The following is a 15,619-nucleotide window of genomic DNA, read 5'->3' as shown; positions in this document are numbered from 1 at the left end:
TTTGTCCATTCATTTAGCTCACATGACTATGACATGGATCTCAATCCATACCGGTTCGTGCACGAATGGAACATGTTTGGAGAATTTAACCGAAATTTTTTGTGATATGGCTCAATATGCTACAGAGGGCTAATTTTTTAACCTAACGCACGGAATTTACGTTGTGGCGTTTTTATCCATACTTGTAGCAGCTTGATTCATGGTTGATCCGTCATCGCACGGTTATAACAAATAGCAATTCCAACCATAGATGGAGCTGTCATGGACAAGTTCACTTCACATCAAGCTCACGTTATCGGTCTTGATTTTGGTTCAGATTCTGTACGTGCCCTGCTTGTTAATGCGACAAACGGAGACGAAGTATCATCCGGTGTGACCTATTACCCTCGCTGGATGAAAGGCTTATATAGCAATCCTGAATATTCACAATTTCGCCATCACCCGAAAGATTACATTGAGGCAATGACCAGTGCGGTCCAAGAGGCGCTCGCACAAGTTCCAGCTGACATTGCTCAGTCCGTTGTGGGGATCGGCGTCGATACCACAGGCTCTACTCCTGCGCCAATAGACAAAGAGGGGAATGTACTGGCGCTTCTTCCAGAATTTGAACATAACCCTAATGCGATGTTTGTGTTGTGGAAGGACCATACCTCTGTGGAAAAAGCTGAGCGAATTAATGAATTGGCTCATGGTGGTGAGTTCCCTGATTACACTCGCTACATCGGCGGTATTTATTCTTCGGAATGGTTTTGGGCTAAGGCTGCTTGGGTAAGTGAACAAGACAGTGATGTAGCCAAACAGGCTTATAGCTGGGTTGAATTGTGTGACTGGATTCCAGCACTGATCAGTGGCAACCAGCATCCTGATCATTTCCGTCGTGGTATCTGCGCGGCTGGTCATAAGGCGATGTGGCATGACAGCTGGGGCGGCTTACCGGATGAACAATTTCTAACAGCGATTTCGCCAACCTTAAGTGGCATGCGCGAACGTATGTTTGACCGAGTCTATACCGCAGACCAAGAAGCTGGGCGCTTATCCGCAGAATGGGCACAGCGCTTTGGTTTACCAGAAGGCATCGCCGTCGCTATTGGTGAATTTGACTGCCATATGGGCGCTGTTGGCGCAGGCGCAGGCGCTCACGATTTGGTGAAAGTGATTGGTACTTCCACCTGCGATATTTTGATGGTGGAACACGACCAAGTGGGTGATAAAACCATTCATGGTATTTGCGGGCAGGTTAAGGGCAGTGCGTTACCTAATCTCACCGCTCTGGAAGCAGGTCAATCGGCTTTCGGTGATATTTACGCTTGGTTTAAAAACGTGTTGTTGTGGCCTATGCAGCAATTAGGCGAGAACAACCCTCAGCATGCACAAGCTTTGAAAGACTTGGAAAATCAGTTGATTCCTATGCTTTCTGAGGCCGCACAACAATACGATGTGCACGCCACATCTCCTCTTGCGATGGATTGGCATAACGGTCGCCGTACACCTTACGCTAACCAACGTCTCAAAGGTGCCATCACTGAACTTAACTTAGGTTCAAGTGCACCTGCTCTGTTTTCTGCGCTAGTGGAATCAACGGCTCATGGTGCAAAAGCGATTGTGGATTGCTTTGTTGACCAAGGTATGGCGGTTGAACGTGTGATTGCAATTGGCGGTATTTCACAAAAATCCCCATTCGTGATGCAGATGTGTGCCGACGTTATTGGTCGAGATATTGCGATTGTTCGTTCTGAACAATGCTGCGCTTTGGGTGCTGCCATTTTTGCCGCTGTAGCTGCTGGCGTGCATGCCGATAGTCAAACCGCACAGCAAGTGATGGCCAGCCCTATTTGCCAAATTTACCAACCGAATTTGGCGACACAACCACGTAGAACACAACGTTACTCTGCCTATCGAGAGTTGGGTCATCACATCGAACAGATTGAAGAGTTTCATCTATCCAAGGAGCGTCATCATGGCTGAACATGCAGTGCTAAATAATCCCCGTAGCGCTCAGTTTGAGCGCATCCGCCAGCTTCGCCATAAAGTGTGGCAAGCCAATATGGATCTTGAACGTCACCATCTCGTGACTTTTACCTGGGGTAACGTCTCAGCGATCGATAGAGAGTCAGGGTTGGTGGTGATTAAACCTAGTGGCGTTGCTTACAGCGAGTTATCTGCCGAAAACATGGTGGTTGTTGATTTGGAAGGCAATGTGGTGGAAGGTAATTTAAACCCATCATCGGATACTGCCACTCACTTAGTCTTGTATCGCGCTTATCCTGAAATTGGTGGCGTGGTGCATACGCACTCTAATCATGCCACTTCATGGGCGCAGGCAGGAAAACCTATTCCTGCGCTGGGCACGACTCATGCGGATTATTTTTACGGAAATATCCCTTGTACTCGCGCTCTAAGCGACCAAGAAATTCAAAACAACTACGAATACAACACCGGGAAAGTGATCGTGGAAACCATTGGTGACAATGACCCTGTAGCGATTCCCGGAATCATAGTGAAAGAACATGGACCTTTTAGCTGGGGTAAAGATGCCGCGCAGGCAGTACACAATGCGGTCGTGATGGAAGTCGTGGCAGACATGGCGCTCCAGACCCTGCAAATCAATGCCCAAGTTGATCACATCAATCAAGCCCTGCTCGATAAGCATTACCTGCGTAAACACGGTGCCAATGCCTATTACGGACAGTCCTCATCCAATAAGAAATAAGAAGTGAAGGGAAAGTTATGAAAGTATTTAATGATAAACAAGTCTGGTTTGTTACTGGCTCTCAACACCTTTATGGACCAGAAGTGATTCGCCAGGTAGGCCAAGATAGTGCTGCGATTGTGAATGGCTTGAACAGCTCTGAAACCATTTCTGTGCCGATCGTTGAAAAAGGCATCGTAAAAACCCCTGACGAAATTCTCGGTGTATGCCGCGCTGCAAATAATGACCCAGACTGTTTGGGTTTGATTTTGTGGATGCACACTTTCTCTCCAGCCAAAATGTGGATTGCAGGTTTGTCTCAACTCAACAAACCTTTCTTACACCTACATACCCAATTCAATGCTGAACTGCCTTGGGACAGCATCGACATGGACTTTATGAACCTTAACCAAAGTGCGCACGGTGACCGTGAATTCGGCTTCATCGGTACTCGTTTAGGTTTGGATCGTAAAGTGGTGGTAGGTCACTGGCAAAATCCACAAGTTCATAGCGAAATTGACCAATGGTGTCGTGCAGCTGTTGGTATTCAAGCTGGTCATGATCTGAAAGTGGCACGCTTTGGTGACAACATGCGCCAAGTAGCGGTAACGGAAGGTAACAAGGTTTCTGCGCAGATTCAGTTTGGTTATGAAGTGAATGCTTACGGTCTAGGCGAACTGACTGAAGCCGTTAATGCCGTTTCTGATGCCGATGTGTCCCGTCTATTGGATGAGTATGCTTCCACTTACGTCATGGATCCTAAATTGTTGCACGACAGCGATCTGCTCAAAATCATGCAAAAAGAAGCGCGTCTAGAAGCAGGTATGGAAAGCTTTTTGACTGCGGTAGGTGCAAAAGCCTTTACTAATACCTTTGAAAACTTAACCGGTATCGACAGCCTACCAGGTTTAGCGACTCAGCGTTTGATGTCTAAAGGTTACGGTTACGGCGGTGAAGGTGACTGGAAAACCTCAGCCATGACTCACATTATGAAAACCATGGCGAAAGGTCTACCTGGTGGTACTTCTTTCATGGAAGATTACACCTACCATTTCGGTGCTCGTGACCAAATCTTGGGTGCGCATATGTTGGAAGTTTGTCCTTCAATTGCAGCTGCGAAACCACGTTTGGAAATTCATACTCACACCATCGGTGTTCGCTGTGAAGTGCCTCGTTTACTGTTCTCTGGCCAAACAGGTCCTGCAAATGCGGTCTCTGTCGTCGATTTAGGCAACAGATTCCGTATGATAGTGAGCAAAGTCAACGCCGTTGAACCACCTGCCGATCTACCAAAATTGCCAGTGGCTCACGCGTTGTGGGAACCAGAACCTAATTTGCAAACCGCAGCTGCTGCTTGGATTCATGCTGGTGGTGCGCACCACACGGTTTATACACAAGCGCTCTCTTTGGATACGCTGGGTGATTATGCAGATATCCTTGGAATGGAAATGGTCGTTATTGATCAACAGACTGAAATTCGCCGCTTCAAAAATGAATTGCGTGCTAACAGCCTGTACTACCGTTTAGCTTCTGGTATCTAATGGTCTCTTGCTCCCTTTCCCAAAGGGAAAGGGAGCAATTTTAGGTCATCACGTTTCTGAGGTAACACATTGGTGAGTGAAACTTCTCCTCCTGATCGCTGCTACATAGTGAAAAATCAACAGTGGCAACTGCTTGTTAATCGGCAAGAGCCGGGTCGGTTTCGGATTCAATATGGTGATGAGCTGGTTTTCGAAGGCCAATTAGTCATTGAAAACAATGGCGTACCTTTGCCTTTTCAAGATGTTCAGTGGAAGTTTCGCCATCGATCCGATCGCTTAGAGCAGTGGTGTCAGATGAGCCATGTTGATAAGTTGTCGATCAACATGAATTACTATTTTCATGATGATGCGCTGGTAGTCGAATACCTAGCGCGCAATAGCATTCCCACTCGGTTGGACATCCATCATGTCATTGAAACAATGGCAGCAACCGAACCTCCGCAAACTCGAACTGTTCCTGATTTAACTCATCATTGGCATCGTCGCCGTCACGGATTACCCAGTCATAGCTTGATTCAACCTGCTGTAACGGACCAATTTCGCGAAGCATTTTCTGCTACTCAGTGGATTGTGTTAGACAAAATGTGAGCTATAAAATCGTAATTAATTGATGTCTAAAATATAATGTTGCGAAACATTCATGAAGCCTTGAGTATGCAGAATTCTGATCCTTTGAAACCCGGGTATAACTTTGATGCGCACCTTGTCGCTGGTTTAACCCCCATCATCGAAGGGGACGAACTCGATTTCACTATCGATCGTCCTAACGGGATGAAAGGGTACATCATCAATATCACCAGTAAGGGTGAGGGAACCATATTTTCTGGTGATCAGGCTTTTCATGTCAAAGCAGGGGATTTGCTGCTTTTCCCGCCGAGTGCTGCCCACTTCTATCAACGTAGCCCAGACTGTGCGTCATGGTTCCATCGTTGGGTTTATTTTCGCCCGCGGGCATTTTGGAATGACTGGTTAACTTGGCAGACAGAAGTGCGTGGAGTGTATGTGACGCGTGATTTGCCTCCATCGGTCACTCAACCTCTAGAAGAGCTTTTTATTGATATTGAATATACTGCAAAGTCGGATTTGCCATATCGTAATGATTTGGCGATTAACCTACTGGAGCAGTTGCTCATTCGGTGTAAAACCGTGCAACCCGATATCGTCACTAAGCCGCTCGACCCTCGGGTGATCGAAGCGATGAACTATATGACGCAAAATCTCAATCAAGATTTCACTCTGGAAGATGTGGCGGATCATGCCTGTCTATCTCCGTCTCGCTTGGGGCATTTGTTCCGTGATGAGATGAAAATGACCATTACTCAATGGCGAGATGATCAGCGAATCAGCCGAGCAAAGCAGTTGTTAGTAACTACTCACTATTCGGTTAATCATATAGGTAGGATAGTGGGTTACTCAGACCCGCTTTACTTCTCTCGCGTGTTTAAGCGTAAAGCGGGCGTGAGTCCTAAGTTGTATCGTGAGCAAATTACCTAGCCACGATAACCGCTAGTTTTGTGTCACCGTTTTATCGGATTTACGAGTTTTGATCTGTTGTACGACCAAGCCGCTAATAATCAGCAGTAGACCGATTAAAGTCGAAGGATGAATTTGCTCGCCAATAATGGTGGAAAGCAAAATCAATGAAATAAACGGTGAAGCAAAAATCAAGTTACTGATGCGCGCCGTATTATTGGTGTTTTTCAATGCGCTGAGCCACAGCACAAAGGTAATCCCCATCTCAAATAAGCCCACATAGGTCACGGCTGCCCAACCAGACCAAGTGATGTGCTGCCAGTCCGAACCTTCGTAAAAGCACAACCCAATCGCGAAGGGAATCGCAACTAAGAAGCCAAGTAACACGCTGATGATCGGATCGGCTTTGTTTTTGGTATTGAGAATCCAATAGCCAGCCCAGAGCAAAGTCGATACCAGCGCCAAAATAACCCCTGTCGGACTTTCAAAATGGAGATTAAGCAAGTTGCCTTGGGTGGCGATCACCACCACGCCGAAGTAACTCAACACACAGGCAATCCAGTCTTGCTTGCGAATCTTCTGCCCCAAGAATACCGCAGCCATCAAGGTTAAGGTAATCGCCCAGCTGTAGTTAATCGCTTGCGCCTGAGACGCGGGAAGCAAAGAGTAGGCTTTGAACAAAATGAGGTAATACGCCAACGGGTTAATCAACCCAAGTAGCAAGTAGTATCCCGGATTAGAGAGAAAGGTATTACCAATATTGCGCCATTTCCCCATCACCACACAGAGAATGAGCAGTACGACTGCCGAGACAATACTGGCCATGGTCAGCATCTGGATCGGCGTGAATTGAGATAATGTCAGTTTAAAGGCAGTTGCAACCGTTGACCAAAGCAATACAGCAGACAGTCCTAAGCCTAACGCACGGCGTTCGTTCATTGAGTGATAATCCAAAAATGGAGGGAAAGCCTAGTCTAACGGGTGAATAATCGTGCGACAAACTGGACATTTATCCAGTATCGAAATACCATTTTCAGTAAACAATACAACTGAGTACGCGCTAGCTATGCAATGGATAATCGAGAATCAAGGCATCTTGTTCACAGGCTTATCAAGCGCAGTGATTGCGGGTGGCGCTGCCGGGTGGTGGGTCAAGCAAAAACTGCAGACCAAGTCGCAGCTTTTAGAGCAACAATTAAGTTATCAAAATCAGTGGCATGAGCAGCAAATTGAGCAGCTCAAAGCCTCGCTGGCTTCGACTCAGGATGAGTTAGAACAATTAGATGGATTAAGAGACAAAGCCGAATATGAGCTTAAGCAATCCCATGGTAAGGTGATGGCGGCTTTGGAAAAATTGCGCTACTTCGAAGCAGTGAAGCAAGAGCGTCAGCAATACGCCGATGAACTTAACCGCGTGCGTGAACAAAAAGCTCAGCTTGAAGTGCAATTGCATGAGCAAGAGGCTCGTCATCAGCAGCAACAAGAATCGAGTCAAGAAAAGCTGGCGTTGTTGGAACGTGCAGAAGAGCGTCTAAAACAGCAATTTGAGCATTTGGCCAATCAGCTTTTTGAAGCCAAAACTGCAAAAGTGGATCAGCAAAACCAGCAAAGCCTATCGGCGATTTTGAACCCGCTCCGCGAACAGCTGGAAGGATTTAAAAAGCAAGTGAACGACAGCTTTAACTCAGAAGCGAAAGAGCGTCATACGCTGGTTCATGAACTGAAAAATCTACAGCGTCTGAATGAGCAGATGGCCCAGGAAGCGCTTAACCTGACTCAAGCTTTGAAAGGTGACAACAAGCAGCAAGGTAACTGGGGTGAGGTAGTATTGGCTCGAGTTCTGGCCGAATCGGGACTGCGTGAAGGGCACGAGTATCAAACTCAAGTGAGCTTGCAAAATGAGGCCGGTAAACGCTATCAGCCGGATGTGATTGTCTACTTGCCTAACGACAAGCAAGTAGTGATTGACTCAAAAATGGCGCTGATTGCATATGAGCGTTATTTCCATGCTGAGAATGACCACGATCGAGAACTGGCTCTGCGCGACCATTTATTAGCGTTACGTAACCATATCAAAGGCCTGGGACAAAAGGATTATCAACAACTGAAAGGGATTCAATCCTTGGATTATGTGTTGATGTTTGTTCCGGTAGAACCGGCGTTCCAAGTTGCGATACAGGCTGATCCTAGTTTGATTCGCGATGCGATGGAGCAAAACATCATTATCGTGAGTCCAACGACCTTATTGGTAGCGCTGCGCACCATAGATAACTTATGGCGCAATGATAGGCAAAATCAAAATGCACAAATTATCGCTGATCGCGCAAGTAAGTTGTACGATAAGCTGCGTTTGTTCGTAGAAGATATGGACACTTTGGGCTCATCGCTGGATAAAGCGAACCAGAGCTATCAGGGTGCCATGAATAAATTAGTGACGGGGCGTGGTAATGCGATTCGTCAGGCAGAAAGTTTTAAACAGCTGGGGGTTGAGATTAAACGTTCGATCAGTCATGAGTTAATTGAACGAGCTCAACAAGGACTTCATGAGGAAAATTCGTTGCCGGAAAGACATGAGGCGGCGGATAAAGTAAACTAATCCCCCAGTCGCAGTTTGGTAGTTAGGCGTGGCCTAAGAGGATAGAGAATGACGGATATCAGCGTACAATCGAATACAGAAGAAGCTCAAGAAACCACACACTTTGGTTTTAAGACCGTTAAAAAATCAGAAAAAGCAGGCAAAGTCGCTCAGGTTTTCACCTCAGTAGCCACAAAATACGACATTATGAATGACTTGATGTCAGGTGGTATTCACCGCTTATGGAAGCGTTTCACTATTGACTGTGCTGGTGCGCGCCCTGGTCAACGTATCCTCGATCTTGGTGGCGGTACTGGTGACTTAACGGCTAAGTTCTCTCGCATTGTGGGAGAAGAAGGTCATGTCGTTTTGGCTGATATCAACAACTCTATGCTGAATGTGGGCCGCGATAAACTGCGCGATCATGGCATTGTGGGTAATGTGCATTACGTGCAAGCAAACGCGGAAGAGTTGCCATTCCCTGATAACTACTTCGACTGTATTACTATCAGTTTCTGTCTGCGTAACGTAACCGACAAAGACAAAGCGATTCGCTCAATGTTTCGCGTGCTTAAGCCAGGTGGCCGTTTGTTGATTCTGGAGTTTTCAAAACCGATCATTGAGCCACTGTCAAAAATTTACGATTCCTACTCTTTCCATATCTTGCCTCGTATGGGCCAATTGATTGCTGGCGACGCCGAAAGTTACCGCTACTTAGCAGAATCGATTCGTATGCACCCAGACCAAGAAACACTGAAAGGGATGATGGAAGAGGCTGGTTTTGAACAGGCTCAATATTTCAACCTGACCGGTGGCATTGTTGCGCTTCACCGTGGTTATAAATTCTAAGGTCGTATTATGCCGTTTGAACCTCTGGTGACTGCGGTCATCGAGACAACTTTAAATACGCTGATTCAAGATAATCCTGATTTAGTGCGTCGTTTGGCTCGTTTAAAAGGACGAGTCATCCAGTTGCATCTTAAAGAGCTCAATAAAACATTAACCTTTGTCTTTAGTCAGCAGGTGGATGTGTTGGCTCATTATGAAGGTCAGCCGGATTGTTATCTTTCATTGCACTTAGCGGTATTATCTGAGCTGCGTGAACAATCGAATATTACTCGTTTGATTAAACAGGATAAGTTAGTGCTGGAAGGAGATATCCAACTGGCTCAAAAATTCGCTCAGTTAATGACAGACAGTAAGCCCAATGTGGAAGAATGGCTGTCTCGCGTGACTGGTGATGTAGTTGCGCATACCGTTGTACAAGGTGTTAAAGAGGTGACGGGCTTTCTCCATGAACGTTGGTCACGTCATCAAAGTCACTTTGGACAAGTGCTGACTGAAGAGTGGCGAATCGCTCCAGCTCCCTTGGAAATCGCGGATTTTTGCGATCAAGTGGATGAAGTAAAAAGCCAAGCTGCTCGATTGGATGCACAGCTACAGAAACTATTGGAAAGAGTATGACCCCTTCGGAAATCAAACGTCTTTACCGCATCATTAAAGTGCAACTCGAATACGGTATTGATGAACTGCTTCCTCATCATCAATTGACCAAAGCGCCATTATTGGCGCGTAAAACTCTGTTTTGGATTCGTAATAAGTACCCAGAGAAACCGCTTGGTGAACGTCTGAGACTGGCTCTACAAGAGCTTGGTCCGGTGTGGATCAAGTTCGGTCAGATGATGTCAACTCGTCGTGATCTCTTTCCTCCTCATATCGCAGATCAGCTCGCTTTATTGCAAGATAAAGTGTCGCCGTTTGATGGACAACTAGCGAAACAAAGAATTGAAGAAGAACTCGGTGGTCCTGTCGAAAACTGGTTTGATGATTTCGATATTAAGCCGCTCGCTTCTGCTTCGATTGCCCAAGTACACACTGCGCGCGTAAAAGAGACGCAGCAAGAAGTGGTACTGAAAGTGATTCGTCCTGATATTCGCCCTGTCATTGATGCGGATTTGAAGCTCATGTATCGCTTAGCGCGCATTGTGGCTAAGTCTGTGCCTGAAGCTCGTCGTTTAAAACCAGTTGAAGTAGTACGCGAATACGAAAAAACATTAATTGGTGAATTGGACCTGCGCCGAGAGGCCGCTAATGCTATTCAGCTACGCCGAAATTTCGAAAACAGCGAAGAACTCTATGTTCCACAAGTACTGTCAGATTTCAGTAATGAAAGCTTAATGGTATCGGAACGTATCTATGGTATTCAAGTATCTGATATCGAAGCACTTGTAGCTAATGGTACAGATATGAAGCTCCTTGCAGAGCGCGGTGTAAGTGTCTTTTTTACGCAAGTATTTCGTGATAGTTTCTTCCATGCAGACATGCATCCGGGGAACGTTTTTGTTAATCCAACCCATCCCGAGAACCCTCAATGGATTGGTTTAGACTGCGGAATCGTGGGCACACTCAATAACGAAGATAAGCGCTATTTAGCAGAAAACTTCCTGGCGTTTTTCAATCGTGATTACCGCAAAGTGGCGCAATTGCATGTGGATTCTGGCTGGGTTCCTTACGATACCAACGTCGATGAGTTTGAAGTCGCGATTCGTATTGTGTGTGAACCGATTTTCGCCAAGCCATTATGTGAAATCTCGTTTGGGCATGTGTTGCTAAACTTATTTAATACGGCGCGTCGCTTCAATATGGAAGTGCAGCCGCAGTTGGTCTTGCTGCAGAAAACGTTGCTCTATGTGGAAGGCTTGGGACGTCAGTTATACCCACAACTTGATTTGTGGGATACGGCTAAGCCATTCCTTGAACAGTGGATGAAGCAGCAAATTGGACCGCACGCGGTTTGGCATGCGTTTAAAGAGCGGGCTCCGTATTGGGTGGAAAAATTACCTGAGCTACCAGAGTTACTTTATGATAGCCTCAAGCAAGGTAAGGTCTTGAACCAGAGAATGGATCAGCTTTATCAAGGGTATCGTGACAGTAAACGGCAGCATGCCACAGGTAAGTTTTTATTTGGCATTGGTGCCACATTAGTCGTCTGTTCAGCGATATTGTTCACCAGTCATTTAGAGCAGGTCTCACTTGGCAGCGGTATTGCCGGTGTCCTATTTTGGTTGTTAAGCTGGCGCACTTATCGCCGCTAAACTCGATGTTAACCAGTTCATTAATAACCCGAGGTATTGAAAATGGGTGGAATCAGTATTTGGCAACTTCTTATTATTGCTGTCATCGTCGTTTTGCTCTTTGGTACAAAGAAACTACGTGGAATTGGCACTGATTTAGGTAGTGCAGTAAAGGGCTTCAAAAAGGCAATGGCAGATGAAGAAAACTCTGCTGCGAATAAAGACGCTGATTTTGAAACCAAAAACATTGAACAGCAGAACAGTGCGCAAAAGACGACTGCTGACGTTAAAAAAGACAAAGAGCAGGCCTAAATCGTGTTTGATATCGGTTTTTGGGAACTGGTATTAATCTCCGTTGTTGCTCTGGTTGTTCTCGGTCCTGAACGTTTACCTCATGCCATTCGCTCTGTCGCAAAATTTATTGCGGCAGCGAAGAGTATGGCGAATAACGTTAAGGATGAATTGTCTCAAGAGTTAAAGATTCAAGAGTTACAAGAGAACCTACGTAAAGCTGAAAAAATGGGGATGAAAGATCTTTCTCCCGACGTACAAAAGAGTGTTGATGAGCTGAAAAAAGTCGCTCAAGAAGTACAGCACCCTTTTGCAACAGAAGCACAGCCGGAAAAGTCATCTCAATCAGAGGAGATTAAAGTGCAATCCCAATCTTCTACCTCTGAAAAAGTGACCAATAAAGCCGACTAATTTCTAGATAAAGAGTTACCGTGGAGGTAACTCTTTTTGATCCGCTAACCATGGGGTTTTAATGTCATCAGCTGAACAAGAGCAAAGCCAACCGCTGATTGCTCATCTACTTGAGCTTCGTGATCGTATTTTACGAAGCATTGCTGCGGTGATCGTTGTCTTTTTGGCTTTGGTGTATTTCTCAAGCAACATTTACGAATTTGTCTCTAAGCCATTGGTCGATAAATTACCTCATGGCGCGAGCATGATCGCAACGGATGTTGCATCGCCATTCTTCACACCGCTTAAATTAACGTTAATCGCAGCGGTATTCCTTTCGGTACCCTATATCCTTTATCAAGTATGGGCGTTCGTAGCACCAGGCCTGTATAAGCATGAGCGGCGCTTAATTTTTCCATTGCTTATTTCAAGCTCGGTATTGTTTTACATCGGCGTGTCATTTGCGTATTTCGTTGTATTCCCACTGGTATTTGGGTTTTTCACTGCCATCTCTTTAGGCGGTGTGGAGTACATGACCGATATCACCAGCTATCTTGATTTTGTATTGGCGCTCTTTATGGCGTTTGGTATCGCATTCGAAGTACCCGTAGCGATTATCTTGCTTTGTTGGACCGGAGCGACAGATGTTAAGAGCCTTAAAGAAAAACGCCCTTACATCATTGTTGGCGCGTTTGTCGTAGGTATGTTGCTAACGCCACCCGATATGATTTCTCAGACCCTACTTGCGGTGCCTATGTGTATCCTGTTTGAAGTAGGGATGTTCTTCGCGAAATTCTATGAGCGATCTGAAACAGCAGATGATGATGCGGATACGCAGGAATAAAAATGAAGAAGCGACCAATAGGTCGCTTCTTTTTTAAGTCATTTACTCAGAAGAACTGAGAATAGGTAAGCCTATTTGACGATCACCTTCTCGCCACATTGGCGGCAGATATACACCTCTTTGATACCTGTTAACTTTTGCCACAGGGAACGATGTTGTCGTTGGAGGTGATTTTTATGATCACACTTGGTTCGGTGCTGAGCACTGTCTAGAGTTGTTTGATTAGCCATGACGTATATATTTTTTTGATAATAATACCGAGAATGGTATATGTTATATATCGTCAATAATATGATCTAGTTCACAGTAATTTTTATCGGAATTTATCTATAGAACTGTAACTATAACCTAAACAATTCCTTAGCATTATTCGTCGTGATTTTGTCGACCTGACAAACATTTGACATGGTGAGGTCTGCAATTCGTTCTAGTACCAATTTGGTGTAAGCCGGCTCATTGCGTTTACCACGATGAGGCACGGGTGCCAGGTAAGGGCAATCTGTCTCCAAAATTACGTAATTCATATCTAGGTGTGGAATCACTTTATCCATTCCACCATTTTTAAAGGTTGATACGCCACCTAAACCTAAATGGAAACCAAGCTCATTGATACGCTGTGCTTCTTCGACCGATCCACCAAAACAGTGGAACACGCCCTGAAGCGTACCATCTTGCTCTTTGGCCAATAGGGTAATGGTCTCTTCCATCGAATCACGAGTATGAATGACCACTGGCAGCTGTTTTTCTTTAGCCCAACGCAGTTGGGTAATGAAAGCGATTTCTTGTTCGTGCTTAAATGTTTTGTCCCAGTATAAATCGATACCAATTTCACCCACGGCAATAAAAGGATGGCGATCAAACCAGCCGTACATGGTGGCTAATGTGGTTTCAAAATCGGCGTTAACGTCGGTAGGGTGTAATCCCATCATCGAACGACAGACGTTAGGGTAGGCCGCTTCGGTTGCGAGCATCGGCTCGATGGATTCCAAATTGATATTCGGTAGCAGAATTTGTTCTACTCCTTGCTCTAGAGCGCGCTTGACGACCTCATCTCGGTCAGCATCAAATTCAGTCGCATAAATGTGGGCGTGAGTATCAATCATGGTCTCATCTCAAAGTTACTATGGGCGTGGCTAGTATACGTCAATGAGCCCGGACAATCATGGAGGGAATTATTTTCCCCTAGACCTAGCGCTGATATTCGAGAGTGATATCATTTCGCCAGCACTTCCCAAGATAGCTCAACCATTGCCTGCGTTCGTAAGTACAGGCGATGCCAAAAATAAGGAGAGTAAAGTGTCCGTATCCATTCAAGGTCAATTCCCAGGTCGTCGTCTACGCCGCATTCGTAAACACGATTTTAGTCGTCGTTTAGTCGCTGAAAACACATTATCAGTAGGCGATTTAATCTACCCAGTCTTTGTACTGATGGGGACTGGTCGCCGTGAGAAAGTAGATTCTATGCCTGGTATTGAACGTCTTTCTATCGATTTACTCATTGAAGAAGCTCAATATTTGGCAAACTTAGGTGTGCCAGCGTTGGCGCTGTTCCCTGTAGTGAATCAAGATGGCAAATCACTGGATGCGGCAGAAGCTTACAACCCTGAAGGTTTGGTACAACGTGCCGTGCGTGAGCTTAAAGCACATGTTCCTCAAATGGGGGTTATCACTGACGTTGCTCTTGACCCTTACACGACTCATGGTCAGGATGGCATCATCGATGAGACGGGTTATGTACTTAATGAAGAAACCACTGAAGTACTGATCAAACAAGCGCTGTCTCATGCTGCAGCGGGCGCGGATGTTGTTGCTCCATCCGATATGATGGATGGACGAATTGGTAAAATTCGCGAAGCGCTAGAAGAAGCGGGTCATATTTATACTCAAATCATGGCTTATTCTGCGAAATACGCTTCTTGCTACTATGGTCCTTTCCGTGATGCAGTTGGTTCGGCAGGCAACCTAAAAGGGGCAGATAAGAAAAACTACCAGATGGATCCGGCTAACAGTGATGAAGCCTTGCATGAAGTAGCAATGGACATCAATGAAGGGGCAGATATGGTGATGGTGAAACCAGGTATGCCATATTTGGACGTAGTTCGTCGTGTGAAAACTGAGTTGCAAGTACCGACGTTTGCTTACCAAGTGTCTGGTGAGTATGCGATGCACAAAGCGGCCATCATGAACGGTTGGTTAAAAGAGAAAGAAACGGTGTTGGAATCGTTGATTTGTTTTAAACGCGCAGGTGCCGATGGGATTTTGACCTATTTTGCAAAAGATGTAGCAGAATGGCTCGCTGAAGAACATGCTGAAAAAGCACAGTATTTACGTAAAAAATAAAGTAATAAGCAGTAAATGGTTCGGAAAGGGTTAACTTGAGTTAACCCTTTTTTATTGGCTGCTGAATTGAGATCTAGATCTCTTTTGTCGCACGATAAAAAAATAAATGAGATTTTTTCTCATTTAAATATTGACTATTAAATGAGAATAATTATTATTAACCATGTCTTAGGGAATGACGCTCTTTCTTAAACGGTTACCAATTACGAACTGTATTGGTCTTAAGCGGTAAGCGAGAAAGAAGTGCAAGAGTTCTTTTTGACACGACATTGCTCACATTGCTTCCAGTGTAATTTAGGCTTTATGGTGGGGCTGGTTCTAAATTGGCTTCAACCTGTATCGCTAGGCGACATCTTATGATGTCGCTTTTTTTATTTCAGCTCTTCCTATTTTTCCTACCTA

General features: G+C 45.3%; 15 protein-coding genes. 13 read left to right on the top strand and 2 right to left on the bottom strand.

Annotated elements, in window-relative coordinates; genetic code table 11:
• The first annotated feature begins 261 nt into the window (after positions 1-261).
• From OCV11_RS16225 to araC, 5 genes are all read left to right on the top strand, one after another.
• Positions 262-1,965 carry a ribulokinase gene (locus OCV11_RS16225; RefSeq protein WP_261894084.1) on the top strand — a complete coding sequence of 568 codons (1,704 nt, stop codon included), beginning with the start codon at positions 262-264 and terminating at the stop codon, positions 1,963-1,965.
• Complete coding sequence (locus tag OCV11_RS16220) at positions 1,958-2,710, top strand: L-ribulose-5-phosphate 4-epimerase (protein WP_315972738.1); 753 nt, start codon at positions 1,958-1,960, stop codon at positions 2,708-2,710. The genes OCV11_RS16225 and OCV11_RS16220 overlap by 8 nt, the downstream gene beginning before the upstream one ends.
• A 17-nt stretch (positions 2,711-2,727) precedes the next feature.
• The gene (gene araA, locus OCV11_RS16215; protein ID WP_261894083.1) at positions 2,728-4,230 is read left to right on the top strand and encodes an L-arabinose isomerase; all 1,503 of its coding nucleotides are present in this window, start codon (positions 2,728-2,730) and stop codon (positions 4,228-4,230) included.
• Between the two features lie 72 nt (positions 4,231-4,302).
• Positions 4,303-4,818, top strand: coding sequence for a hypothetical protein (locus OCV11_RS16210; RefSeq protein WP_261894081.1), 516 nt, complete (start codon positions 4,303-4,305; stop codon positions 4,816-4,818).
• Positions 4,819-4,884: 66 nt separating this feature from the next.
• A complete protein-coding gene (gene araC, locus OCV11_RS16205; RefSeq protein ID WP_261894079.1) occupies positions 4,885-5,724 on the top strand; it encodes an arabinose operon transcriptional regulator AraC in 840 nt (279 codons plus the stop codon).
• A gap of 12 nt (positions 5,725-5,736) precedes the next feature.
• Here araC and OCV11_RS16200 read toward each other — a convergent pair whose 3' ends face one another.
• Positions 5,737-6,642 (bottom strand): DMT family transporter, encoded by a 906-nt coding sequence (locus tag OCV11_RS16200; RefSeq protein WP_261894078.1) that lies wholly within the window; start codon positions 6,640-6,642, stop codon positions 5,737-5,739.
• A 127-nt stretch (positions 6,643-6,769) separates the two neighbouring features.
• Between OCV11_RS16200 and rmuC the strand changes: the two genes are divergently transcribed.
• The 7 genes from rmuC (at position 6,770) to tatC (ending at position 12,877) form a co-directional block, all read left to right on the top strand.
• Complete coding sequence (gene rmuC, locus OCV11_RS16195) at positions 6,770-8,299, top strand: DNA recombination protein RmuC (protein ID WP_261894077.1); 1,530 nt, start codon at positions 6,770-6,772, stop codon at positions 8,297-8,299.
• A gap of 48 nt (positions 8,300-8,347) precedes the next feature.
• Entirely contained in the window at positions 8,348-9,127 is a 780-nt protein-coding gene (gene ubiE / locus OCV11_RS16190) for a bifunctional demethylmenaquinone methyltransferase/2-methoxy-6-polyprenyl-1,4-benzoquinol methylase UbiE (protein WP_261894075.1), read from the top strand.
• Positions 9,128-9,136: 9 nt separating this feature from the next.
• Positions 9,137-9,742 (top strand): ubiquinone biosynthesis accessory factor UbiJ, encoded by a 606-nt coding sequence (locus OCV11_RS16185; RefSeq protein ID WP_261894074.1) that lies wholly within the window; start codon positions 9,137-9,139, stop codon positions 9,740-9,742.
• Positions 9,739-11,373, top strand: a complete 1,635-nt coding sequence (gene ubiB / locus OCV11_RS16180) for a ubiquinone biosynthesis regulatory protein kinase UbiB (protein ID WP_261894073.1) — start codon at positions 9,739-9,741, stop codon at positions 11,371-11,373. The genes OCV11_RS16185 and ubiB overlap by 4 nt, the downstream gene beginning before the upstream one ends.
• Positions 11,374-11,415: 42 nt before the next feature.
• Positions 11,416-11,664, top strand: a complete 249-nt coding sequence (tatA, locus tag OCV11_RS16175) for a Sec-independent protein translocase subunit TatA (protein ID WP_261894072.1) — start codon at positions 11,416-11,418, stop codon at positions 11,662-11,664.
• Positions 11,665-11,667: 3 nt separating this feature from the next.
• Positions 11,668-12,054, top strand: coding sequence for a Sec-independent protein translocase protein TatB (tatB, locus tag OCV11_RS16170; RefSeq protein ID WP_261894071.1), 387 nt, complete (start codon positions 11,668-11,670; stop codon positions 12,052-12,054).
• 61 nt (positions 12,055-12,115) lie between these two features.
• Positions 12,116-12,877: a twin-arginine translocase subunit TatC gene (gene tatC, locus OCV11_RS16165; RefSeq protein WP_261894070.1), complete on the top strand. Its 762-nt coding sequence runs from the start codon at positions 12,116-12,118 to the stop codon at positions 12,875-12,877.
• 341 nt (positions 12,878-13,218) lie between these two features.
• Here tatC and OCV11_RS16160 read toward each other — a convergent pair whose 3' ends face one another.
• Positions 13,219-13,980: a TatD family hydrolase gene (locus tag OCV11_RS16160; RefSeq protein ID WP_261894069.1), complete on the bottom strand. Its 762-nt coding sequence runs from the start codon at positions 13,978-13,980 to the stop codon at positions 13,219-13,221.
• A gap of 193 nt (positions 13,981-14,173) precedes the next feature.
• Here OCV11_RS16160 and hemB point away from each other — a divergent pair, with 193 nt between their 5' ends.
• Positions 14,174-15,217, top strand: a complete 1,044-nt coding sequence (gene hemB / locus OCV11_RS16155; RefSeq protein WP_261894068.1) for a porphobilinogen synthase — start codon at positions 14,174-14,176, stop codon at positions 15,215-15,217.
• The last annotated feature ends 402 nt before the right edge of the window (positions 15,218-15,619 follow it).

This window comes from Vibrio porteresiae DSM 19223 (assembly GCF_024347055.1).
Lineage (GTDB): Bacteria > Pseudomonadota > Gammaproteobacteria > Enterobacterales > Vibrionaceae > Vibrio > Vibrio porteresiae.
This window is presented reverse-complemented; position numbering and strand designations above follow the sequence as displayed.

What these genes read in the sequence shown, in the direction of transcription:
- OCV11_RS16225 (WP_261894084.1), top strand. Translation starts at nt 262, where the DNA reads ATGGACAAGTTCACTTCACATCAAGCTCACGTTATCGGTCTTGATTTT.
- OCV11_RS16220 (WP_315972738.1), top strand. Translation starts at nt 1,958, where the DNA reads ATGGCTGAACATGCAGTGCTAAATAATCCCCGTAGCGCTCAGTTTGAG.
- araA (WP_261894083.1), top strand. Translation starts at nt 2,728, where the DNA reads ATGAAAGTATTTAATGATAAACAAGTCTGGTTTGTTACTGGCTCTCAA.
- araC (WP_261894079.1), top strand. Translation starts at nt 4,885, where the DNA reads ATGCAGAATTCTGATCCTTTGAAACCCGGGTATAACTTTGATGCGCAC.
- OCV11_RS16200 (WP_261894078.1), bottom strand. Translation starts at nt 6,642, where the DNA reads ATGAACGAACGCCGTGCGTTAGGCTTAGGACTGTCTGCTGTATTGCTT.
- rmuC (WP_261894077.1), top strand. Translation starts at nt 6,770, where the DNA reads ATGCAATGGATAATCGAGAATCAAGGCATCTTGTTCACAGGCTTATCA.
- ubiE (WP_261894075.1), top strand. Translation starts at nt 8,348, where the DNA reads ATGACGGATATCAGCGTACAATCGAATACAGAAGAAGCTCAAGAAACC.
- OCV11_RS16185 (WP_261894074.1), top strand. Translation starts at nt 9,137, where the DNA reads ATGCCGTTTGAACCTCTGGTGACTGCGGTCATCGAGACAACTTTAAAT.
- ubiB (WP_261894073.1), top strand. Translation starts at nt 9,739, where the DNA reads ATGACCCCTTCGGAAATCAAACGTCTTTACCGCATCATTAAAGTGCAA.
- tatA (WP_261894072.1), top strand. Translation starts at nt 11,416, where the DNA reads ATGGGTGGAATCAGTATTTGGCAACTTCTTATTATTGCTGTCATCGTC.
- tatC (WP_261894070.1), top strand. Translation starts at nt 12,116, where the DNA reads ATGTCATCAGCTGAACAAGAGCAAAGCCAACCGCTGATTGCTCATCTA.
- OCV11_RS16160 (WP_261894069.1), bottom strand. Translation starts at nt 13,980, where the DNA reads ATGATTGATACTCACGCCCACATTTATGCGACTGAATTTGATGCTGAC.